Origin of the sequence: Vibrio chagasii (genome assembly GCA_041879415.1) — a bacterium.
GTDB lineage: Bacteria > Pseudomonadota > Gammaproteobacteria > Enterobacterales > Vibrionaceae > Vibrio.
Genome location: CP090851.1, coordinates 2,180,007 through 2,203,107 on the forward strand (window position 1 = coordinate 2,180,007; position 23,101 = coordinate 2,203,107).

At 45.0% G+C, this 23,101-nt stretch carries 19 protein-coding genes and 15 tRNA genes; 32 read left to right on the forward strand and 2 right to left on the reverse strand.

What is annotated here, in order from left to right:
* Positions 1-37: 37 nt before the first annotated feature.
* The 16 genes from L0991_09830 (at position 38) to L0991_09905 (ending at position 3,221) form a co-directional block, all read left to right on the forward strand.
* A tRNA-Leu gene (locus L0991_09830) sits at positions 38-122 on the forward strand.
* Between the two features lie 30 nt (positions 123-152).
* A tRNA-Gln gene (locus tag L0991_09835) sits at positions 153-227 on the forward strand.
* A gap of 82 nt (positions 228-309) precedes the next feature.
* Positions 310-394, forward strand: a tRNA-Leu gene (locus L0991_09840).
* Positions 395-424: 30 nt separating this feature from the next.
* Positions 425-499: transfer RNA gene (locus L0991_09845), tRNA-Gln, on the forward strand.
* 82 nt (positions 500-581) lie between these two features.
* Positions 582-666, forward strand: a tRNA-Leu gene (locus L0991_09850).
* A 30-nt stretch (positions 667-696) separates the two neighbouring features.
* Positions 697-771: transfer RNA gene (locus L0991_09855), tRNA-Gln, on the forward strand.
* A gap of 82 nt (positions 772-853) precedes the next feature.
* Positions 854-938, forward strand: a tRNA-Leu gene (locus L0991_09860).
* Between the two features lie 51 nt (positions 939-989).
* Positions 990-1,066: transfer RNA gene (locus L0991_09865), tRNA-Met, on the forward strand.
* A gap of 55 nt (positions 1,067-1,121) precedes the next feature.
* Positions 1,122-1,206: transfer RNA gene (locus L0991_09870), tRNA-Leu, on the forward strand.
* A 30-nt stretch (positions 1,207-1,236) separates the two neighbouring features.
* A tRNA-Gln gene (locus tag L0991_09875) sits at positions 1,237-1,311 on the forward strand.
* 82 nt (positions 1,312-1,393) lie between these two features.
* Positions 1,394-1,478, forward strand: a tRNA-Leu gene (locus L0991_09880).
* 51 nt (positions 1,479-1,529) lie between these two features.
* Positions 1,530-1,606 (forward strand) — tRNA-Met (locus L0991_09885).
* A 55-nt stretch (positions 1,607-1,661) separates the two neighbouring features.
* A tRNA-Leu gene (locus tag L0991_09890) sits at positions 1,662-1,746 on the forward strand.
* Between the two features lie 30 nt (positions 1,747-1,776).
* Positions 1,777-1,851, forward strand: a tRNA-Gln gene (locus L0991_09895).
* A gap of 82 nt (positions 1,852-1,933) precedes the next feature.
* A tRNA-Leu gene (locus L0991_09900) sits at positions 1,934-2,018 on the forward strand.
* Between the two features lie 156 nt (positions 2,019-2,174).
* Positions 2,175-3,221, forward strand: coding sequence for a lactonase family protein (locus tag L0991_09905; protein XGB61734.1), 1,047 nt, complete (start codon positions 2,175-2,177; stop codon positions 3,219-3,221).
* Positions 3,222-3,289: 68 nt separating this feature from the next.
* Here L0991_09905 and L0991_09910 read toward each other — a convergent pair whose 3' ends face one another.
* A complete protein-coding gene (locus tag L0991_09910) occupies positions 3,290-4,465 on the reverse strand; it encodes a 2-octaprenyl-3-methyl-6-methoxy-1,4-benzoquinol hydroxylase (protein XGB61735.1) in 1,176 nt (391 codons plus the stop codon).
* A 307-nt stretch (positions 4,466-4,772) separates the two neighbouring features.
* Here L0991_09910 and miaB point away from each other — a divergent pair, with 307 nt between their 5' ends.
* The 5 genes from miaB (at position 4,773) to lnt (ending at position 10,505) form a co-directional block, all read left to right on the forward strand.
* Positions 4,773-6,197 (forward strand): tRNA (N6-isopentenyl adenosine(37)-C2)-methylthiotransferase MiaB, encoded by a 1,425-nt coding sequence (miaB, locus tag L0991_09915; GenBank protein ID XGB61736.1) that lies wholly within the window; start codon positions 4,773-4,775, stop codon positions 6,195-6,197.
* 165 nt (positions 6,198-6,362) lie between these two features.
* Positions 6,363-7,484, forward strand: a complete 1,122-nt coding sequence (locus L0991_09920; protein XGB61737.1) for a PhoH family protein — start codon at positions 6,363-6,365, stop codon at positions 7,482-7,484.
* Entirely contained in the window at positions 7,485-7,946 is a 462-nt protein-coding gene (gene ybeY, locus L0991_09925; GenBank protein XGB61738.1) for an rRNA maturation RNase YbeY, read from the forward strand. It begins immediately after the preceding gene.
* Positions 7,947-8,064: 118 nt separating this feature from the next.
* Positions 8,065-8,955: a CNNM family magnesium/cobalt transport protein CorC gene (gene corC, locus L0991_09930; GenBank protein ID XGB61739.1), complete on the forward strand. Its 891-nt coding sequence runs from the start codon at positions 8,065-8,067 to the stop codon at positions 8,953-8,955.
* Between the two features lie 32 nt (positions 8,956-8,987).
* Positions 8,988-10,505 (forward strand): apolipoprotein N-acyltransferase, encoded by a 1,518-nt coding sequence (lnt, locus tag L0991_09935; protein ID XGB61740.1) that lies wholly within the window; start codon positions 8,988-8,990, stop codon positions 10,503-10,505.
* Positions 10,506-10,584: 79 nt separating this feature from the next.
* Here lnt and L0991_09940 read toward each other — a convergent pair whose 3' ends face one another.
* On the reverse strand, positions 10,585-11,055 hold the full coding sequence (locus L0991_09940; protein XGB61741.1) for a zinc ribbon-containing protein: 471 nt from the start codon (positions 11,053-11,055) through the stop codon (positions 10,585-10,587).
* A gap of 262 nt (positions 11,056-11,317) precedes the next feature.
* Between L0991_09940 and leuS the strand changes: the two genes are divergently transcribed.
* From leuS to lipB, 11 genes are all read left to right on the forward strand, one after another.
* On the forward strand, positions 11,318-13,894 hold the full coding sequence (leuS, locus tag L0991_09945; GenBank protein XGB61742.1) for a leucine--tRNA ligase: 2,577 nt from the start codon (positions 11,318-11,320) through the stop codon (positions 13,892-13,894).
* Between the two features lie 165 nt (positions 13,895-14,059).
* Entirely contained in the window at positions 14,060-14,713 is a 654-nt protein-coding gene (gene lptE / locus L0991_09950) for an LPS assembly lipoprotein LptE (GenBank protein ID XGB61743.1), read from the forward strand.
* Between the two features lie 12 nt (positions 14,714-14,725).
* Positions 14,726-15,751, forward strand: a complete 1,026-nt coding sequence (gene holA / locus L0991_09955) for a DNA polymerase III subunit delta (GenBank protein ID XGB61744.1) — start codon at positions 14,726-14,728, stop codon at positions 15,749-15,751.
* Positions 15,752-15,801: 50 nt separating this feature from the next.
* Positions 15,802-16,119 (forward strand): ribosome silencing factor, encoded by a 318-nt coding sequence (gene rsfS / locus L0991_09960; protein XGB61745.1) that lies wholly within the window; start codon positions 15,802-15,804, stop codon positions 16,117-16,119.
* A 3-nt stretch (positions 16,120-16,122) separates the two neighbouring features.
* Positions 16,123-16,593 carry a 23S rRNA (pseudouridine(1915)-N(3))-methyltransferase RlmH gene (rlmH, locus tag L0991_09965; GenBank protein ID XGB61746.1) on the forward strand — a complete coding sequence of 157 codons (471 nt, stop codon included), beginning with the start codon at positions 16,123-16,125 and terminating at the stop codon, positions 16,591-16,593.
* 6 nt (positions 16,594-16,599) lie between these two features.
* On the forward strand, positions 16,600-18,492 hold the full coding sequence (gene mrdA / locus L0991_09970) for a penicillin-binding protein 2 (protein ID XGB61747.1): 1,893 nt from the start codon (positions 16,600-16,602) through the stop codon (positions 18,490-18,492).
* Positions 18,492-19,613 carry a rod shape-determining protein RodA gene (gene rodA, locus L0991_09975; protein ID XGB61748.1) on the forward strand — a complete coding sequence of 374 codons (1,122 nt, stop codon included), beginning with the start codon at positions 18,492-18,494 and terminating at the stop codon, positions 19,611-19,613. Before mrdA ends, rodA begins: the two co-directional genes overlap by 1 nt.
* 3 nt (positions 19,614-19,616) lie before the next feature.
* Positions 19,617-20,456 carry a septal ring lytic transglycosylase RlpA family protein gene (locus tag L0991_09980; protein ID XGB61749.1) on the forward strand — a complete coding sequence of 280 codons (840 nt, stop codon included), beginning with the start codon at positions 19,617-19,619 and terminating at the stop codon, positions 20,454-20,456.
* Positions 20,457-20,549: 93 nt separating this feature from the next.
* On the forward strand, positions 20,550-21,731 hold the full coding sequence (locus L0991_09985; GenBank protein XGB61750.1) for a serine hydrolase: 1,182 nt from the start codon (positions 20,550-20,552) through the stop codon (positions 21,729-21,731).
* A gap of 232 nt (positions 21,732-21,963) precedes the next feature.
* A complete protein-coding gene (gene ybeD / locus L0991_09990) occupies positions 21,964-22,242 on the forward strand; it encodes a DUF493 family protein YbeD (protein ID XGB63880.1) in 279 nt (92 codons plus the stop codon).
* A gap of 195 nt (positions 22,243-22,437) precedes the next feature.
* Positions 22,438-23,097: a lipoyl(octanoyl) transferase LipB gene (gene lipB / locus L0991_09995; GenBank protein ID XGB61751.1), complete on the forward strand. Its 660-nt coding sequence runs from the start codon at positions 22,438-22,440 to the stop codon at positions 23,095-23,097.
* Positions 23,098-23,101 lie beyond the last annotated feature (4 nt).

Consider the following 23,101-nt stretch of genomic DNA (forward strand, 5'->3'; position numbering starts at 1 on the left):
GAATCACCAATATTCAGTATGACTATAAAGATTTGCTGCGGTCGTGGCGGAATTGGTAGACGCACCAGATTTAGGTTCTGGCGCCGAGAGGTGTGAGAGTTCAAGTCTCTCCGACCGCACCATTATTTAGATGTCTTAATTGATGTCATTGTTGGGCTATCGCCAAGCGGTAAGGCACCGGCTTTTGATGCCGGCATTCCCTGGTTCGAATCCAGGTAGCCCAGCCACTATTTATAACTCCTTGCTAATAGCAATGAGCACAACGTTTTATTGAGTCACCAATACTCAGTATAACTACAAAGATTTGCTGCGGTCGTGGCGGAATTGGTAGACGCACCAGATTTAGGTTCTGGCGCCGAGAGGTGTGAGAGTTCAAGTCTCTCCGACCGCACCATTATTTAGATGTCTTAATTGATGTCATTGTTGGGCTATCGCCAAGCGGTAAGGCACCGGCTTTTGATGCCGGCATTCCCTGGTTCGAATCCAGGTAGCCCAGCCACTATTTATAACTCCTTGCTAATAGCAATGAGCACAACGTTTTATTGAGTCACCAATACTCAGTATAACTACAAAGATTTGCTGCGGTCGTGGCGGAATTGGTAGACGCACCAGATTTAGGTTCTGGCGCCGAGAGGTGTGAGAGTTCAAGTCTCTCCGACCGCACCATTATTTAGATGTCTTAATTGATGTCATTGTTGGGCTATCGCCAAGCGGTAAGGCACCGGCTTTTGATGCCGGCATTCCCTGGTTCGAATCCAGGTAGCCCAGCCACTATTTATAACTCCTTGCTAATAGCAATGAGCACAACGTTTTATTGAGTCACCAATACTCAGTATAACTACAAAGATTTGCTGCGGTCGTGGCGGAATTGGTAGACGCACCAGATTTAGGTTCTGGCGCCGAGAGGTGTGAGAGTTCAAGTCTCTCCGACCGCACCATTATTTCTCTTTCATTAGAGAACAAATAGTGAATCTATTAGATTTATTATTGGCTACTTAGCTCAGTTGGTTAGAGCACATCACTCATAATGATGGGGTCGCAGGTTCAAATCCCGCAGTAGCCACCACTTATACAACGTCTTATTGAATCACCAATATTCAGTATGACTATAAAGATTTGCTGCGGTCGTGGCGGAATTGGTAGACGCACCAGATTTAGGTTCTGGCGCCGAGAGGTGTGAGAGTTCAAGTCTCTCCGACCGCACCATTATTTAGATGTCTTAATTGATGTCATTGTTGGGCTATCGCCAAGCGGTAAGGCACCGGCTTTTGATGCCGGCATTCCCTGGTTCGAATCCAGGTAGCCCAGCCACTATTTATAACTCCTTGCTAATAGCAATGAGCACAACGTTTTATTGAGTCACCAATACTCAGTATAACTACAAAGATTTGCTGCGGTCGTGGCGGAATTGGTAGACGCACCAGATTTAGGTTCTGGCGCCGAGAGGTGTGAGAGTTCAAGTCTCTCCGACCGCACCATTATTTCTCTTTCATTAGAGAACAAATAGTGAATCTATTAGATTTATTATTGGCTACTTAGCTCAGTTGGTTAGAGCACATCACTCATAATGATGGGGTCGCAGGTTCAAATCCCGCAGTAGCCACCACTTATACAACGTCTTATTGAATCACCAATATTCAGTATGACTATAAAGATTTGCTGCGGTCGTGGCGGAATTGGTAGACGCACCAGATTTAGGTTCTGGCGCCGAGAGGTGTGAGAGTTCAAGTCTCTCCGACCGCACCATTATTTAGATGTCTTAATTGATGTCATTGTTGGGCTATCGCCAAGCGGTAAGGCACCGGCTTTTGATGCCGGCATTCCCTGGTTCGAATCCAGGTAGCCCAGCCACTATTTATAACTCCTTGCTAATAGCAAAGAGCACAACGTTTTATTGAGTCACCAATACTCAGTATAACTATAAAGATTTGCTGCGGTCGTGGCGGAATTGGTAGACGCACCAGATTTAGGTTCTGGCGCCGAGAGGTGTGAGAGTTCAAGTCTCTCCGACCGCACCATCATTAAATAAAACCCAGCTTTTTAGCTGGGTTTTGTTTTATCTGGAATATGTAAATCTGATAACCACGTCACCAAGTATTTCTCCCTATTTAATCACTTCATGACTTTTTTATAAGACAATGTCTGCTCCATTTTCTAATTGAGTATGACGCCTTATGAAAAACCCCACTTTAACGATCGGTTGCTACACAGACACTCCCAGTAAAAGCCAAGGCGTGTATCAGGCTCAGTTAGACTTGGAAAGCGGTAAACTATTACCTATAGAGCTCGTTACAGAGTGTTCTAACCCATCTTTTGTTGTCGCGACAGAGCTTGGTATCTATACCGTGTCTGAAGTAGATCAGCAAAAACAGCCACAGCTGCTTCATATACCTAGCTCAAACTCAAAGACGGTTAAGAACTACGGCAGTATCGCTGGCGATCACCCTTGCCACATCGCCATTGATCCTAGCCACAAGTTTGCTATTACTTCTCAATACTCATCAGGTTCATTCGATATTTTTAGTTTGAGTATCAATGGCAATATCGATAAACGACTTAAAACAATAGCTATGGTGGGTTCAGGGTCTAATAAAGAACGTCAAACAGCACCACATGCTCATCAATGTCTGTTCTTACAAAACGCACCACAATTTGTCACCGTCGACCTTGGCGCTGATCGAATCAACTTCTATTGCTTTGATGAAGAGCAGGAAGAGTTTCTAGACGAACCGATGCAATCCATTAAAGTCCCTGCGGGCAATGGACCTCGTCACCTGGTTTTCAATAAAGATGAAGACAAAGCCTATGTGAACTGTGAGCTCTCTGAAACGATACTGATGATGGAGAAAACTCTTGGGAACTGGAGTATTGTCGAAGAGATCGACGCGCTGCCAAATATGGAAAAAGGAGAGGCTACCGCTGCAATAAAACTATCGCCGGATGAGCGATTCCTCTATGTCTCTTGTCGACATCAATCAATGATCAGTTGCTTCAGAATCGAACCCAAAACGAAGATGCCTATTTTCATTGATCGCTATAGTACCGAAGGTCATTTCCCTCGTGATTTTCATATTACTCATGATGGTGAATGGCTTATCGCCGCCAACCAGCACTCTAATAACATCACGTCCTTCAAGCGAAATAATGAAGATGGCTCTCTGGTTTACACAGGCTACTCATTAGAACTAGATATGCCCGTTTGTGTGACACAGCAGCGATAATCACCATCGAATACAAAAAAGGAGAGCATTAGCTCTCCTTCTCTTTTTAAACTGTCTAAAACACTCAATTAAAGGCCCAAGGCATACTTCAGTACTTGGGCTTTAATTGGCCCTGAGTTCTCTGCTAGCTTGAGTGCAGCATTACGCACAAACTTAAGTGGGCCAATATCATTACTGAACGTCTTATAGAAGAAATCCATACCGCTTTGCATCACTAGGTTGTCACCTCTTCTCATCACCTCGTAGCGTCTTGCTACAGAATGATTCAGTTCGCCTTTTTCTTTAGTTACATCCAATAGCGCTGCAACATCTTTGAAGCCTAGATTCACGCCCTGCCCTGCCAGTGGGTTGATCGTGTGTGCCGAGTCTCCAACCAGAATGCAGTTATTCTTAAAATAGGATTGCGCATGACGTCGAGTAAGAGGAAAAGAACCAGAGTTAAGTACTTTGATGTCCCCTAGCTCAGCAGGAAAGTTAGCAAGTACTTCATTACGAAGCTTATCTGGGCTCATTGCCGACAGTTGCTTAATGCGAGATGGCGAGTCGTACCAAACCAAAGAGCCCTGCCCGACTTCCTGGTCTCCTGAATTAAAAGAGCACAAAGGGAGGAATGAACGCGGGCCGCTAGGCAAAAACTGTTGCCAAGTAATGTCTTGCTGAGGGAGCTCGGTTTCTACATTGATCAGCATGCAGTGCTGACGGTAGTCCCAAGCAGTGATACCAATGCCCGCTTGCTGTCTAACTGCGGAATTCGCACCATCGGCACCAATCACCCACTTCGCTGACAACCCGATACCAGATTGAAGCTTAACGGTATTAGTTTCGCCAAATTCTATAGAGTCCAACTTTTCAGGACACAGAAGGTCTAAATTGTCATAAGCATCAAACTGAGACCATAAGCCCAATTGAATGAGTCGGTTTTCAACAATATAGCCTAAGCGAGGCAAATCAAGTGACGCTGCATCAAATCGAGTACGACATTCTGGGTGTTCCCACGTTTCTAGGCGCTTGTAAGAGCAAACTCGCATTGCTGCTATGTTCTGCCATGCGCCAAGATCGTCAAGTAAATCGACTGACGCTTGAGAAATCGCTGACACTCGGATATCCAACGCTTGCGATTCATCAAATGCTTGGGGCGCAAAACCTTCGATGACAGCAACCTGCATTCCTTGCTTAGCAAAACCAATCGCTGTTGCCGCACCTACCATGCCGCCCCCGACGACCACAATATCGTAACTGTTCATATTTTGTACTTATCAGTTTGATTCTTTGACTGTTTTTGATTGTACGTTTTCACAACGAACTTGTAACCAAAAACCTTATTTGAAAAATGGGTTATCCCTTGCTACATCTAGTGTTAACGAGAATAAAAACCACTTCTGAAGAGATTTTATCAGACTACTAGTCAGTCGGTTTTGAAACCAGTACAATACGCCGCTTGCCGCTAGGGTGAGCCATAAAATGAATACCTAATTATGGCCATAGACTCTCGCGGATAGATACCGGGCGATTTGCTCCCTTAAATTAAACTAACGATCGAGCGAACAAAAAATGAGTAAGAAACTGCTAATTAAAACTTGGGGCTGCCAGATGAACGAATACGATTCATCAAAAATGGCTGACCTGCTAAATGCCGCAAATGGCTATGAGCTAACTGAAGTACCTGAGGAAGCAGATGTACTACTACTGAATACTTGTTCTATCCGTGAAAAAGCGCAAGAAAAAGTATTCCACCAGCTTGGTCGTTGGAAAACGCTAAAAGATAAAAAAGAAGGCGTGGTAATCGGTGTGGGTGGCTGTGTAGCGACTCAAGAAGGCGACCACATTCGTCAACGTGCACCATACGTAGACGTTATCTTTGGCCCTCAAACACTGCACCGTCTTCCAGAGATGATCAAATCTTCTCTATCAAACGAAGCGCCAGTGATGGACATCTCTTTCCCTGAGATCGAAAAGTTCGATAGCCTACCTGAACCTCGTGCTGAAGGTGCAACGGCATTCGTTTCTATCATGGAAGGCTGTTCTAAGTACTGTACTTACTGCGTAGTACCTTACACTCGTGGTGAAGAAGTTAGCCGTCCAATGGACGATGTACTGTTCGAAGTTGCTCAACTTGCAGAGCAAGGTGTACGTGAAGTTAACCTACTAGGTCAAAACGTAAACGCATACCGTGGTCCAACTCACGAAGGTGATATCTGCACATTCGCAGAACTGCTTCGTCTTGTGGCTTCTATCGATGGTATCGATCGTATTCGTTTCACCACAAGCCACCCGCTTGAGTTCGGTGATGACATCATCGCAGTATACGAAGATACACCTGAACTTGTGAGCTTCCTTCACCTACCAGTGCAGAGTGGTAGTGACCGTATCCTTACGATGATGAAACGTCCTCACACTGCTATCGAGTACAAGTCGATTATTCGTAAGCTTCGTAAAGCACGTCCTGACATTCAAATCAGTTCTGACTTTATCGTTGGTTTCCCTGGTGAATCTAACCAAGATTTCCAAGACACGATGAAACTGATTAAAGATGTTGATTTCGATATGAGCTTCAGCTTTATCTTCTCTCCTCGTCCGGGTACACCTGCTGCAGACTACCCATGTGACGTGCCTGAGCAAGAGAAGAAAGATCGCCTATACGAACTACAACAAACCGTAAACTCACAAGCAATGCGCTACTCTCGCTTAATGCTTGGTACTGAGCAACGTGTACTGGTTGAAGGTCCGTCGAAGAAGAACCTAATGGAACTTCGCGCACGTACAGAGAACAACCGTGTTGTTAACTTCGAAGGTAACGCAGATCTAATCGGTCAATTTGTTGATGTGAAGATCACTGACGTATTCGCAAACTCTCTACGTGGTGAGTTGGTTCGTACAGAGAAGGATATGGACCTACGTAGCATCATCTCTCCAACGCAGATGATGGCTAACACAAAACGTGAAGATGAGCTGGGTGTGGCAACATTTACGCCATAAGCAAAACATCTAGGTTCAGCAAAAAGCTGACCAACAAAGCTTGAAATTACCTAACTAAGTGACCATCTTAGAAATAGGGAAATCGCCACTAGAAGCCCGGTCCCAATCGGGCTTCTTGCTCTTTGTTTACTGGAAAGAGTGGGTGGCACAAAATGAGAGGCTAATTTGAGCAATAAAATCGTTACCCTAGAAATCAATCTAGAACCCGCAGATAACCATCGCCTTGCAAGCCTTTGTGGCCCATTCGATGACAACATCAAACACCTTGAGCGCCGTTTAGGTGTCGAGATTAACTACCGCAGCAACTTCTTCACTATTGTTGGTAAGCCTCATACGGCTGCTGCTGCACTCGATATTGTTAAGCGCCTGTATGTTGAATCTGCTCCGGTCAAAGGCACGATCCCAGATATCGAGCCAGAACAAATTCACCTGGCTATCAAAGAGTCTGGTGTTTTAGAACAGAATGTAGAGTCTGATATTGAACACGGCAAAGAAGTGTTCATTAAGACCAAAAAAGGCGTGATTAAGCCGCGCACACCAAACCAAGCACAGTACCTAATGAACATGGTGACGCATGACATCACCTTTGGTATTGGTCCTGCTGGTACGGGTAAAACATATTTGGCTGTCGCTGCTGCCGTAGACGCATTAGAGCGCCAAGAGATCCGTCGTATTCTATTGACGCGCCCTGCAGTTGAAGCAGGTGAGAAGTTAGGTTTCCTGCCTGGTGATTTAAGCCAAAAAGTAGATCCGTACTTGCGTCCACTTTACGATGCACTTTTTGAAATGCTGGGCTTTGAACGTGTTGAGAAGCTGATTGAGCGTAACGTGATTGAGGTTGCACCTCTTGCGTACATGCGTGGTCGTACACTGAACGACGCCTTCATCATTCTTGATGAGAGCCAAAACACGACTGTTGAACAGATGAAGATGTTCCTAACTCGTATTGGTTTCAACTCTCGTGCGGTAATCACAGGTGATATCACTCAAATCGATTTACCTCGTGGTGCAAAATCTGGCTTGCGTCATGCGACCGAAGTTCTAAGTGAAGTCGATGACATCAGCTTTAACTTCTTTATGTCTGAAGACGTAGTTCGTCACCCTGTGGTTGCTCGTATTGTTAACGCTTACGAGAAATGGGAAGCGAAAGACCAGAAAGAGCGCAAAGAGTTTGAAAAGCGTAGACGTGAAGAGCGTGAGGCAAAACTTCTTGAGAGTCAGCAAGCGGTTACGACACAATTAGCAACACAAAATAGTTCTGTGATTGCAGAACAAGGTGATAAATAGATGTCTATTGAACTAGACCTACAATTAGCGGTCGAAAATGAGCAAGGTCTTCCAACAGAGCAGGACATTCAGCTTTGGTTGGACAAGACTATACCTCAATTTCAAAAGAGCGCTGAGCTTACTATCCGTATCGTAGATACAGAAGAAAGCCACCAGCTAAATCATGAATATCGTGGTAAAGACAAGCCAACTAACGTGCTATCTTTTCCATTCGAGGCTCCTCCTGGGATCGAGTTAGATCTTCTAGGTGACCTCATTATCTGTCGCCAAGTAGTCGAAAAAGAAGCAGAAGAGCAAAATAAGCCTCTGCTAGCACACTGGGCTCATATGGTTGTACATGGCAGTCTGCATCTGCTAGGTTATGATCATATCGAAGATGATGAAGCTGAAGAGATGGAGTCACTCGAGACAGAAATCATGCAAGCTATGGGGTTTGAAGACCCATATATTCTAGAAAAGTAAATCGATTCTAGTTAAGTAGATTGCAGAGAAACAATAACTCATCGAACCTGTATTATTCAGGAATCTGAGTTGTGATGTGTGCTATCACACTTCTGATAGCGTTATTTTTTGAGAAATCATGAACGAAGGTAACCCCCCCACTTCTGAGGGAAGTAAAAAATCTGAAGGTCCGAGTAGAAAGTCCTTCTTTGAACGCCTAGGCCAACTATTTCAAGGCGAGGTAAAAGACCGCCAAGAGCTCGTAGATGTAATCCGCGACTCAGAAATTAATGACCTAATTGACCACGACACTCGCGACATGCTCGAAGGTGTTATGGAAATTTCAGAGATGCGAGTACGCGATATCATGCTGCCTCGCTCTCAAATGGTTACAGTAGAACGCACCGATGATTTAGATACATTGATTGCGTTGATTACTGATGCTCAACACTCTCGCTACCCAGTGATCAGTGAAGATAAAGACCATGTTGAAGGCATTCTATTAGCGAAGGACCTACTTAAGTACCTGGGTTCAGACAGTGCCCCATTTGATATCGAACAAGTGATTCGCCCTGCGGTCGTTGTTCCTGAAAGTAAGCGAGTTGATCGCCTACTTAAGGAGTTCCGTGAAGAGCGTTACCACATGTCTATCGTTGTTGATGAGTTTGGCGGTGTATCTGGCCTAGTAACCATTGAAGATATCCTCGAAGAAATCGTTGGTGAAATTGAAGACGAGTTCGACGATGAGGAAGAGTTAGATATCCGTAAGCTGAGTAAGCATACCTTCTCTGTTAAAGCTTTAACCACCATTGAAGAGTTCAACAACACGTTTGATACAGCTTTCAGTGACGATGAAGTGGATACAGTAGGCGGCATGGTTATGACAGCACTCGGTCATCTGCCAGTTCGTGGCGAAATTGTAGAAATCGAAAACTACCATTTCAAAATAACCTCAGCAGATAATCGTCGCGTGATTCAGCTACAGGTAACCATCCCTGATGAGCAGCCTCTTCCGACTATCGAAGAATAACCACTTCTCTCTAAAGAGATGACAGAAATTAGATGACTAAGACTTTTATTCATCGCCTATTACGGCCGCTTGCGGCCGTTTTTGTTGGCGCTATAACCACCCTCTCATTCGCTCCGTACTCAATATGGCCTCTTGCCATTCTCAGCCCAGCTTTATTACTGCTACTAGTTCACAATTGCTCTCCTAAAAGCGCACTTTGGATTGGTTATGCATGGGGCCTAGGTCAGTTCACTACAGGAATCAGCTGGGTATACGTCAGTATTGACGGCTTTGGCGGTATGCCACTAGCAGCCAACCTATTTTTGATGGCACTCCTTGTTGGCTACCTAGCTGTTTATTCAGGGCTATTTACCTGGAGTTTGAACAAGTTCTTCCCTGCTAATAACTTAAGCCGATTCTTCCTAGCCGCTCCGGCACTATGGTTAATCAGTGATTGGTTACGCGGTTGGGTAATGACAGGCTTCCCATGGCTATGGTTAGGCTACAGTCAAATCGACTCTCCGTTAGGCTCTTTCGCACCAATTGGTGGTGTTGAGTTAGTGACTCTTGCCATTATTATTTCAGCATCCGCGTTTGCTTATGCTGTTATCAATAGAGCCTGGAGCATTGCTGTCATCCCTGCTGTTGTATTTAGTACTGGCTTTGGTATTCGTAACATCGATTGGGTAACGCCTAACCCTGATAAAACAACCTCAGTGGTGTTGATTCAAGGCAACGTCGACCAAGACAGCAAATGGCTGCCAAGTCACCGCTGGCCGACCATGATGAAGTACACTGACCTCAGCCGAGAAAACTGGGATGCAGATATCATCATCTGGCCAGAGGCCGCGATCCCTGCTTTTGAAGTCGAAATACCCTCTTTTCTGCGTAACTTAGACAGTGCAGCTAAGATGAACAACAGTTCCATCATCACAGGTGTGCTGAACCAGTCTGAAGATAAGAAATACTACAACAGTATTCTATCTCTGGGTGTTAACCCATACGGTGAATACAGCTACGACCCAGACGAGCGCTACCATAAACATCACCTACTGCCATTTGGTGAATTTGTACCGTTTGAAGACATATTACGTCCATTGGCACCGTTCTTTAACTTGCCAATGTCTTCGTTCAGTCGTGGTGATTTCGTCCAGCCAAACATTGTCGCTAACGGTCGTCATCTAGCGCCAGCTCTGTGTTATGAGATCATCTTTAATGATCAAGTAAGACAGAATGTGACAGACGATACGGACTTTATTCTCACGCTCTCTAACGATGCGTGGTTTGGCCGTTCAATTGGCCCACTACAACATATGGAAATCGCGCAAATGCGTGCCCTTGAGCTTGGTAAGCCGCTTATTCGCTCGACCAACAATGGTGTGACAGCGGTGACGGACTACAAAGGCAATATCATCAAGCAAATACCTCAGTTTGAAACGGCAGTACTAAAAGCTGAGCTTGTTTCAACAGATGGCCAAACTCCTTACCGCGTGGTCGGTACTTGGCCATTGTATATTTGGGTGCTACTAAGCTTGGTAATTGGCTGGATTATGAGAAAACCAAAGAGCTAAGTTAAAAATTCAACGTAAAGTAACTTACAGGGTTGGTCATTTGGTCAACCCTTTTGTTTGTGCTGTATTTGGGGGAGATTTACGGCTTCAGTGCTTTGCGACTAAACCCTTTCGAGCCGCACTTAATGCACGGGATGATGGTCGTGGGATGGTTATATTCAGTTTGATGGCCACACTCATCACAGACAAGCGTCCCCAAACCAATCACTTCACCAGCTTGATACAAGCCTTGGTGTTCTAAATCTTGGAATAGCTCGACCCACTCGACTTTAGTGCGATCGGTAATATCTAGAAGCCCCTGCCAAATAGAGTCTGCAATCATCAGATAAAATGGACCGCTTTTGCTCTCTTCGTAGCTCTCAGAAAACTCTTTCAAGTCTGACTTCACGTAGGCCGAGATCAGCGATAGCTCATCTTTGGTCATGTCATTGGCGGCTTTCGCATATTTGCCTGATGTTTCGATTTTGTTGTTGAGCTCTTCAGGACTATGCTTCAGCGTTTCGATAACCTCTTCAACCACTTCTTCATAGAGTGCTTTTTTCTTCGGCATAACAACCTCCTTAAGATAACCAACGTTATAGTGAGTAAACGAAGTGCTACAACGCCCCCTCGCTCACAAACAAATGCAATTCATACTCTTAAGTATAGTTGCCCTACGAAATTCAGTGGAAATTACGCCATCTACGAGTCAGCAACTGCAAGTATGAAGGGTATAACTATTGTTGTACTAAGCTCCTTTAGGTATTCTATGACGATCTGTAAGATTCTGTTCTAACCGAACTCACAAATTCCAAGATAACCGGATACCATCGATGCAAGAACAATATAACCCGCAAGAGATTGAACAAAAGGTTCAACAACACTGGGATAACAGCGAAACTTTCGTTGTAAGTGAAGACCCAAACAAAGAAAAATTCTACTGTCTTTCTATGTTCCCGTACCCAAGTGGCCGACTGCACATGGGTCACGTGCGTAACTACACCATCGGTGATGTGGTATCTCGTTTCCAACGTCTACAAGGCAAAAACGTAATGCAACCAATCGGTTGGGATGCATTCGGGCTACCTGCAGAAAACGCAGCTGTAAAAAACAACACAGCACCTGCACCATGGACTTACGAAAACATCGAATACATGAAAAACCAGCTTAAGCTTCTTGGCTTTGGTTACGACTGGAATCGTGAATTCGCAACATGTACACCTGAATACTACCGCTGGGAGCAAGAGTTCTTCACTAAGCTTTACGAAAAGGGCCTAGTGTACAAGAAGACCTCTTCTGTTAACTGGTGTCCAAACGACCAAACTGTACTAGCAAACGAGCAAGTAGAAGACGGTTGCTGCTGGCGTTGTGATACTCCAGTAGAGCAAAAGAAAATTCCACAGTGGTTCATTAAGATCACTGAGTACGCTCAAGAGCTACTAGATGACCTAGACAACCTTGAAGGTTGGCCTGAAATGGTTAAAACCATGCAGCGCAACTGGATCGGTCGCTCTGAAGGTGTTGAGCTATCTTTCGCTGTTAACGGTGAAGAAGCGCCACTAGAAGTGTACACAACTCGTCCTGATACGCTAATGGGTGTGTCTTACGTTGGTATCGCTGCAGGTCACCCTCTTGCAGAGAAAGCGTCTAAGAACAACCCTGAGCTTGCTGCATTCGTTGAAGAGTGTCGCAACACCAAAGTTGCTGAAGCTGAACTAGCAACGATGGAAAAGAAAGGTATGGATACTGGCCTAACGGCTATCCACCCTCTTAACGGTCGTGTTGTTCCTGTATACGTAGCAAACTTCGTACTTATGGATTACGGCACAGGCGCGGTAATGGCGGTTCCAGCTCACGATCAGCGTGACTACGAGTTCGCAACTAAGTACGGAATCGATATCATTCCAGTAATCAAGCCAGAAGATGGTTCTGAGCTAGATGTATCTGAAGCAGCTTACACCGAGAAAGGCGTACTGTTCGACTCTGGTGAGTTCGATGGTCTTGCTTTCCAAGAAGCATTCGACGCAATTGCTGCGAAGCTAGAAGCTGAAGGCAAAGGTAAGAAAACAGTAAACTTCCGTCTACGTGACTGGGGTGTATCTCGTCAACGTTACTGGGGTGCGCCAATCCCAATGGTAACAACTGAAGATGGTGAAGTTCACCCAGTACCAGCAGACCAGCTACCAGTAATTCTTCCTGAAGATGTGGTAATGGATGGTGTGACTAGCCCAATCAAGGCTGACAAGTCGTGGGCAGAAACAACATTCAACGGCGAACCTGCTCTACGTGAAACAGACACGTTCGATACGTTCATGGAATCTTCTTGGTACTACGCTCGTTACTGTTCACCACAAGCAGACGACATCCTAGATCCAGAAAAAGCGAACTACTGGCTACCAGTAGACCAGTACATCGGTGGTATCGAGCACGCTTGTATGCACCTATTGTACTCTCGTTTCTTCCACAAACTGCTACGTGACGCAGGTTACGTAACGTCTGACGAGCCATTCAAGCAGCTACTATGTCAAGGCATGGTACTAGCAGATGCGTTCTACCACGAGAACGAGAAAGGCACTAAAGAGTGGGTTGCTCCTACTGACGTTTCTGTAGAGCGCGATGGTAAAGGCCGCATCACATCTGCGAAAGACAACCAAGGCCGTGACGTTGCTCACTCAGGCATGATCAAGATGTCTAAGTCGAAAAACAACGGTATCGACCCACAAGAGATGGTAGACAAGTACGGTGCTGACACAGTACGTCTATTCATGATGTTCGCATCACCTGCAGACATGACACTTGAGTGGCAAGAGTCTGGTGTTGAAGGTGCAAACCGCTTCCTTAAACGTGTTTGGAAGCTGGTTCACGCTCACTCATCTAAGGGTACAGCTGAATCTGTGGACGTTGCAGCGCTTTCTGGTGACCAAAAAGCGCTTCGTCGTGATGTTCACAAGACTATCTCGAAAGTAACGGACGATATCGGCCGTCGTCAAACGTTCAACACGGCGATCGCTGCGATCATGGAACTGATGAACAAACTGGCGAAAGCACCTCAAGAATCTGCACAAGATCGTGCAATCCTTGACGAAGCACTGAAAGCAGTGGTTCGCATGCTTTACCCAATGACTCCTCACATCTCTTACGAAATGTGGATTGCTCTTGGTGAATCAGATGTTGACTCTGCAACATGGCCAACATTTGACGAAAAAGCACTAGTTGAAGACGAGAAGACTATCGTTGTTATGATCAACGGTAAGCTGCGTGCGAAGCTAACTGTGGCAGCTGATGCAACAGAAGAGCAGGTTCGTGAGCTTGGTCTGAACGATGAGAACGCGAAGAAGTTCCTAGATGGCTTAACGATCCGTAAAGTTATCTTCGTACCTGGTAAGCTTCTAAACATCGTTGCTAACTAATCTTTGTAGACTAAAACGAACTTAATTCGTTTTTTGCAGTCTGTAGACAGGGTAATGACATTGCCCTGTCTACTTATTTAAACGCTTTACTTTCAGTGACTAACCTCACTTCAACAAGCTAAAGCCTTTAAATAAGTATTCTACCTTCATGAGAGCCATCAAATAATGCGCCTGATTTCACTATCTTCATTGAAAGTTACTATTGTTGTTCTAACCGTTAGCCTACTCAGTGCCTGTGGTTTTCACCTGCGCGGTGACTACTCGGTACCAGAAGAACTCAATAAGATCTCGGTAACCAGTTACGACCAATACAGTACGTTTACACGTATGATGAAAGGCCAACTGCGTATGAATGATGTAGAAATTGTGCCACCTGCAGAAAATACCCCTAACCTACACATCATTAGTGAAAGTGTTGGTGAGCGTACTTTATCGCTATACCAAAATACTCGAGCTGCTGAGAAAGAACTTACGTTCCGTGCTTCGTACCGCGTAACGATTCCAGATCTCGGTTCAAAAACCTTCTCAACCAGTGTTACCCGCAGCTACCTAGATAACCCGTTAACGGCTCTTGCAAAATCCGTTGAACGCGACATGATCGAAGATGAAATGCGCAAGCTAGCAACTAGCCAAATCCTTCGCCAGATGGCTCGCCTAAAAGCCAATATTGCCGCTGGTAGCATGAATCTAGAGTCATTAGAAAATGTTCAAGTTAAAGAGCTTGAGAAGCAATACAACATCAAGAATGTTGAGATTGACGACGTTGAAATCGAGCCAAACACAGAAGAACAATCAGAGCTCAGCGAATCTGCTCAATAATAGGTTTATTTGATGCGTATTTTTGCTGACCGCTTACCAGAACAGCTAGCTAAACAGCTGAGTAACGTTTACCTGATCTTTGGTAATGAGCCACTGCTCTTGCAAGAAAGCCGAGAAGCGATTCAAAAAGCGGCTAAACAACAAGGTTTCGAGGAGCGTCACCGCTTTGCGATTGATAACAGTATGGATTGGAACCAAGTCTATGACTGCACCCAAGCGCTAAGCCTGTTTTCTAGCCGTCAAATCATTGAGCTTGAGCTACCAGAGTCAGGCGTGAATGCTGCAATAGCAAAAGAACTATTGGCTATATCTGAGCACATCCACAGCGATATATTGTTAATTCTTGTTGGCACCAAACTGACAAAAGCTCAAGAAAACGCTAAATGGTTCAAGGCACTCTCTAACAAAGGACATTGGGTAAGCTGCCTGACGCCTGATGTCAGCAGGCTACCTCAATTTGTTCAAGCACGCTGTCGTCAAGTCGGGTTATCACCAGATCCTGAAGCTATTCAGATGTTGGCGCAGTGGCATGAGGGCAACCTGTTTGCACTCACACAAAGCCTTGAAAAGCTGGCACTTCAGTATCCAGATGGAAAGCTAACCTTAGTACGCTTAGAAGAGTCTCTGAGCCGCCACAACCACTTTACTCCATTCCATTGGAGTGATGCCCTATTGGCAGGGAAAGGGAATCGAGCACAGAGGATACTCAGACAACTCGAAGCCGAAGGTGTCGAACCAGTTATTCTGCTGCGAAGCGTGCAACGAGAGCTTGCATTGCTACTGCAAATGCAGCAACAAATGAAACTCATGCCGATCGGTCAGGTTTTCGAAAAACATCGTATCTGGCAATCGAAAAAGCCGCTTTATAACGCCGCGCTAACAAGAGTTTCAATTTCTCAATTACACTCACTGTTTGCGTTGCTGACCCAAGCAGAATTGATAACAAAAACTCAGTATGAGCAGTCGCCTTGGCCACTAATCCATCAGTTAAGCGTTGAGTTTTGTATCCCTTCAGCTTCAATACCATCTCACGCATAAAAGCGTGTTATGATCTTAGTAGAACCAAATTCAGATTTAAGGAACACCCAGTGTTACGTGAAGAACTAAAAGACTTTCTTGCAGACAAAGCTGACGACATGAAAGCAGAATCTATTGTGACCATCGATGTAGAAGGCAAATCAAGTGTAACGGACTACATGATCGTTTGTACTGGTACTTCTAAGCGCCACGTAGCTTCAATTGCTCAGCATGTTGCTGACGAAGTAAAGAAAGCCGGTCTTGAACCACTTGGTATGGACGGCCAGCAAGAAGGCGAATGGGTTGTACTAGATATGGGCACAAGCATGCTGCACGTTATGCAAGAAGAGCATCGTGAACTGTACCAACTAGAAAAACTTTGGGGCTAAACGTTGAAGATCCAGTTAATCGCGGTTGGCACGAAAATGCCGAAGTGGGTTGAAGAAGGCTTTAACGAATATAAACGCCGCTTCCCTCACGACATGCCGTTAGAACTCGTTGAAATCACAGCAGGCAAGCGTGGTAAGAACGCTGATATCGCTCGTATTCTTCAAAAGGAAGGCGAAGCCATGTTGGCTGCGGTGCCAAAAGGCAACCGAATTGTCACGCTAGATATCCCTGGAAGAAAGTGGGACACACCACAACTTGCTGAGCAATTGGAAAGTTGGAAGTTGGATGGACGTGATGTTTCTATCCTGATTGGCGGGCCTGAAGGATTAGCACCGGCATGTAAAGCGGCCGCTGACCAAAGTTGGTCTCTGTCTGCGCTTACTCTCCCTCACCCATTAGTACGCGTTATCATGGCTGAAAGCTTGTATCGAGCTTGGAGCATCACTGCTAACCACCCTTATCATCGAGAATAAGCGTTAATGTTACGTAAACGTAGCCAAATCCGTGATTACAAAGCAGAAGCACGACTATTTACTAGTCGTGCTTTTGTTGCGTTTGCAGGCATCATAGTCATGATGTCCTTGTTGGTTGTTAACCTGTACAACATTCAGGTCAATCAATATCAAGACTATAAAACTCGCTCTAACGACAACCGTATTAAGGTAGTACCAATCGCGCCAAACCGCGGTTTGATTTACGATCGAAACGGTGTACTTCTTGCCGAGAATCGTCCGGTTTTCAATCTAGAAATCACACCAGAAAAAATTAAAGACATGGACGACACACTTGTCCGTCTACAAGAGTTAATTGAGATCCCACCAGAGCGTATTGAACGGTTTAACCGTGAGCGCCGTAATTCACGACGCTTTAAATCAGTACCTATTCTTAACCAGCTGACAGAAGAGCAAGTTGCTATATTCTCGGTAAATCAACACAAATTCCCGGGTGTTGAAGTGACAGGTACTTTAAAGCGCTTCTACCCGTATGGTGATGTGCTTACCCACGTTATTGGTTATGTCTCTCGTATCAACGACCGTGATATGCAGCGCTTGGTACGGGAAGAAAAAGACGCCAATTATCAAGCGACTCGTGATATCGGTAAGCTCGGTATCGAACGTTATTACGAAGATTTGCTACACGGCACAGCCGGCTATCAAGAAGTTGAAGTCAATAGCCGTGGACGTGTTATCCGCACGCTCAAATTTGTTCCTTCTGTTCCAGGTAAAGATATTGTACTGAACCTAGATATCAATCTTCAGCTTTACGTTCATAAGCTACTCGATGGCCGACGTGGTTCTGCAGTTGTATTGGATCCAAAAGATAACGGCGTATTGGCGATGGTTTCAAGCCCAAGCTATGACCCGAATGCGTTCGTGCATGGCATTTCCTCTAAAGGATATAACGCGCTGCTTCAGGACAAAAATCGTCCTCTGGTAAACCGAACCACACTTGGCATCTATCCACCAGCATCAACAATCAAACCATTTATGGCCGTTGCAGCTTTGCAAGAAGGTGTCATTACGCCAAATACCACGCGTAACGACCCTGGCTATTGGAAGATCCCTAACTCTAAAACTCGACCATTCCGAGATTGGTTACGTTGGGGCCATGGTAAAGTCGACATCGTCAAAGCGATTGAAGAATCGGTGGACACGTTCTTCTACCAGATCGCGTATGACCTAGGTATAGACCGCATATCCAAATGGATGATGATGTTTGGATTTGGTGATTACACGGGCATCGATATTTACGAAGAAAGTAAAGCCAACATGCCAACCCGAGACTGGAAAATGGCCAGACACCGTGTGCCTTGGTACCAAGGTGACACTATCCCTGTAGGTATCGGTCAAGGCTACTGGACAGCTACACCAATGCAGATTGCAAAAGCGACCTCTGTGCTGGTCAATAAGGGCGAGGTAACAGCACCTCACCTATTGCGTGCCACCATTGAAAACGGTCACCCATTCGACGAGCAAGTGATGTCAGATATTGAAACTTACCCGCCACTAACAGGCGTCAAGAAGAAATACTGGGATATCGCTCAAGAAGGTATGAAGCTGGCTAACCACGGTAAAAAAGGGACAGCAAGACGCTCATTCCAAAATATGTCTTACGTTACTGCAGGTAAGTCAGGTACAGCACAAGTCTTTGGTCTGAAAGAAGATGAAGAGTACAACGCCGATGAAATCGCTGAGCACCTACGTGACCACGCGTTGTTTACTGGCTACGCACCAATCGAATCTCCAGAGGCCGTTGTTACCATTGTTCTAGAAAATGCCGGTGGTGGTTCTTCTAATGGTGCTCCAGTAGTGCGACGAATTCTAGACCACATTATCCTTGCAGAAGATTATCAAAGCGAGCCAATAAAATAATGAAACTTGATCCTTCAACAGGACGAAACAGAGCCTTATTTGAAAGGCTCCATATCGATCTGCCACTCTTACTCGGCATTCTAGTTTTAATGGGCTTTGCCTTATTAATCATGTACAGCGCGAGTGGGCAAAGCCTAGCGATGATGGATCGCCAGGCGATGCGTATGGCACTGTCTTTGGGCGTAATGATCTTCTTAGCTCAGATATCACCACGTACCTATGAGACTTTAGCCCCTGTATTATTCGCTGGCGGTGTTATTCTACTATTGGGTGTACTCTTCTTTGGCGAAGCCTCCAAAGGTGCGCAGCGTTGGCTTAATTTCGGCTTTGTTCGCTTCCAGCCCTCAGAGCTCTTAAAGCTCGCCGTGCCTTTAATGCTGGCGAGATTTATTGGTAAGCGCTCATTACCTCCGACATTCCAAACCTTGGCGATCTCGCTGGTTATGGTGTTTGTACCAACCATTCTTATCGCCAAGCAGCCCGATTTAGGCACCTCTATCCTTATCGCGGCATCGGGTATCTTCGTGATATTCCTAGCAGGTATTAGCTGGAAGATCATTGCTAGTGCAGCTGTCGCCTTAGGTGCATTTATCCCAATTCTGTGGTTCTTCTTAATGCGTGAATACCAAAAGGTGCGTGTAAGAACCCTTTTTGATCCTGAATCTGATCCATTAGGTGCGGGTTACCACATCATTCAAAGTAAGATTGCGATAGGTTCAGGCGGTATATCCGGAAAAGGCTGGCTGCAAGGGACTCAGTCTCAACTAGAGTTCATTCCTGAGCGCCATACTGACTTCATCTTCGCGGTTATTGCTGAAGAGTGGGGCATGATAGGTATCTTGTTCTTACTGGCTATCTACCTATTCATTATTGGACGTGGTTTGTACCTAGCAAGCCAAGCGCAAACGGCCTTTGGTCGAATGATGGGCGGCAGTATTGTACTGAGCTTCTTCGTTTATATTTTTGTAAATATTGGCATGGTAAGTGGCATTCTACCGGTTGTAGGTGTACCTCTTCCTTTGGTCAGCTATGGCGGTACCTCTATGGTTACCCTAATGGCTGGTTTTGGTATTTTAATGTCAATCCACACACACAGAAAAGCATTCTCAAAGGCGACCTAATCGATGTCTATTACAACGTTTTCAAAAAAAGCATCCTTGGTTGATGAGCTGCCAATCAAAAAAATAGTCTCAATTCTGGGCTTAGCGATTTTAATCAATGGCTGTTCCTCGCAGAAACCAAGTGGCCGCTACGATATCGATTCAGATATTGCGCCTGATGCCCCTATCTCGGTCGAACATTTAGAGGACGCACACCCTCAATACGAACCCTACAGCCTAGGTGGTAACAGTGACTACACTCTGCGCGGTGAAGACTACAAAATCGTAAAGGAAACCGAAGGCTTCACCGAGAAAGGCAAAGCGTCTTGGTACGGCAAAAAATTTCATGGTCATTTGACATCGAATGGTGAGATTTACGACATGTATTCGATGTCGGCGGCACACAAAACACTGCCTATTCCAAGTTATGTCAAAGTCACTAATACCGACAACAACAAAACAACGATTGTGCGTATTAATGATCGCGGCCCATTCCATAAAGGCCGAATCATTGACCTCAGTTATGCGGCGGCTTACAAGCTTGATGTCTTAAGGACAGGCACCGCAAATGTTGAGATTGAAGTGATCAAAGTGGCAATGCCAACTGATGCTAAAAAGAAGGCGGCTTTGCCACAATTTATTATTCAAGTCGCGACATCGCCACATGAAGACAGAACGGAGAAGTTAGCCAAAGATCTCAGCGAAAAGCTAGTAGTAGCAAGCTTCTTGCAGCCAAATGATGGTCAATACCGACTGATGCTTGGGCCATTTCATGACTATGCTCTGACTCAAGAGAAATTAGAACAGGTTAAACTGATGGGTTACCCTTCTGCTTATATCAAGAAACACACACTAACTCGCTAATTAATCTGACAGTAACCTCTGGTAATCAGCGCTCTGGTGTGACAGAGTGATTCTGGTAAGATATGAATAGTTCACCAAATAATTGCATTCAAAATGATTAAATCTAATAAACTTGTTAAAACGATTTTTGCTACTTCTGTTGCGCTTTCAGCAACAATAGCTACATCGTCATTCGCTGCTCCAATTGTTGTTCCTGATGCACCACAAATCGCCGCTAAAGGTTTTGTTCTGATGGATTACCATTCAGGCAAAGTACTAGCAGAGAAAGAGATGAATACTCAACTTTCTCCAGCAAGTTTAACCAAGATGATGACGAGCTACGTAATCGGTCAAGAACTTGAGCGTGGTAACATCAACCTAAACGACGATGTTGTAATCAGTGAAAATGCTTGGGCTAAAAACTTCCCAGACTCATCTAAAATGTTCGTTGAAGTTGGCACAACGGTTAAAGTTGAAGAACTGAACCGCGGTATCATCATTCAATCAGGTAACGATGCTTGTGTAGCAATGGCTGAGCACATTGCTGGCTCAGAAGACGCATTCGTTGACCTAATGAACGCATGGGCAAGCTCTATCGGCATGAAAGACACGCACTTTGCTAACGTGCACGGTCTAGACAACCCGAACCTATACTCAACGCCTTACGATATGGCACTGCTTGGTCAGGCGCTAATTCGTGACGTACCTGATGAGTACCGCATCTACTCACAGAAAAAATTCACATACAACGGCATCACCCAATACAACCGTAATGGTCTGTTGTGGGACAAGAGCATGAACGTTGATGGCATTAAAACAGGCCACACAAGCAATGCAGGTTACAGCCTAGTAAGCTCAGCAACAGAAGGCAAAATGCGCCTAGTTGCGGTTGTGATGGGTACTAAGAATGCAAACGCTCGTAAAACAGAAAGCAAAAAGCTACTTAGCTACGGCTTCCGCTTCTTCGAAACAGTGGCACCACACACTGCTGGTGAAACTTTCGTAGAAGAGAAAATCTGGATGGGTAGTAAAGACACGGTAGCGCTAGGTGTTGACGAAGATACCTTCGTAACTCTGCCTCGCGGCCAAGCTAAAGACCTTAAAGCAAGCTTTGTACTTGAGAAAGAGCTAGAAGCGCCAATCAACAAGGGTGATGTTGTTGGTAAACTTTTCTACCAAGTTGATGGTGAAGACGTTGCGGAATACCCATTACTAGCACTTGAAGACGTAGAGCAAGGCAGCCTATTTAGCCGCCTATGGGATTATCTAGTACTGCTATTCAAAGGCTTGTTCTAAGTAATTCCAAGGTTTTGTTCTAAACAAAATCTAAACTTGCTAGAAAGCTAACCTAATGAGTAAGTTCATTATTTACTCTTTAGCGAAACAAAAGCCGCCATGTGCGGCTTTTGTGGATCTTGAGTTCAATGATAATTACACGTAATATTCCGCCTTATTACTCGAGTCTACTGACCGAACACGCTTTTTATCGACTTCCGCCAATTTGCGAGAGTCTAGCCTTTTGGAGCTAATCATGAACATCAATTCTGATGCAAAACTAAAAGACCTCTTAGAGTTCCCTTGTTCATTCACTTACAAAGTAATGGGCCACGCTAAGCCAGAACTGACTGAACTAGTGCTAGAAGTGATCCAGCGTCATGCTCCTGGTGACTACAGCCCAACACTAAAACCAAGTGCAAAGGGTAACTACCACTCTGTTTCTATCAACATCACTGCGACTTCAATTGAGCAGGTGGAAACGCTATACAAAGAACTAGGCGAGATCGAAATCGTTCGTATGGTTCTGTAATCCTCGATTACGCATGAAAAACAGCGGCTTATTGCCGCTGTTTTTGTTTAGAGCACCTTATGGTGGTCAAATTCATTCAACTTAATTTTAAATAAACACAAAGAAAGTTGAAAAACCTTGCAGTCCATCTGTAGTTAGAATCATGTTTCGCGTTTATAATGCGTTCACTTTATTAATCCTTGAGGGAGTGCCGCTTTGCAAAATAAGCTAATCGTAAAAAAATTAGGCCGTCAGGATTACGAACCTGTATGGAAAGCCATGCATAAGTTCACAGACGAACGCACAGAAGAAGACGCAGACCAAGTATGGTTGGTTGAACACAACCCCGTCTTCACTCAAGGACAAGCAGGCAAAGCTGAGCATGTGTTAAATGCTGGCGATATCCCTGTGATACAAAGCGATCGCGGTGGCCAGGTGACTTACCATGGCCCAGGTCAGTTAGTTGCTTACTTTCTGATTAACATCCGCCGCAAGAAATTCGGAGTGCGCGATTTGGTTACTCATATCGAGAACCTCGTAATCAACACTCTGAAAGCTTACAATATAGATTCAGCTGCCCGACCTGACGCTCCTGGTGTTTATGTCGATGGCAAGAAAATCTGTTCACTCGGATTACGTATTCGACGTGGCTGCTCATTCCACGGGCTAGCATTGAACGTCGATATGGACCTGTCTCCATTCTTGCGCATTAACCCATGTGGTTACCAAGGTATGGAAATGGCACAGGTAAGCCAACTTGGCGGACCAAGTGAATTAGAGAACGTTGAGCAACAGTTAATACAAGAGCTCGTAGAGCTGCTCGGCTATGACCAAGTAGACATTCAAGCCACCAGTAACATTACAGCAGAAGCATAAAATC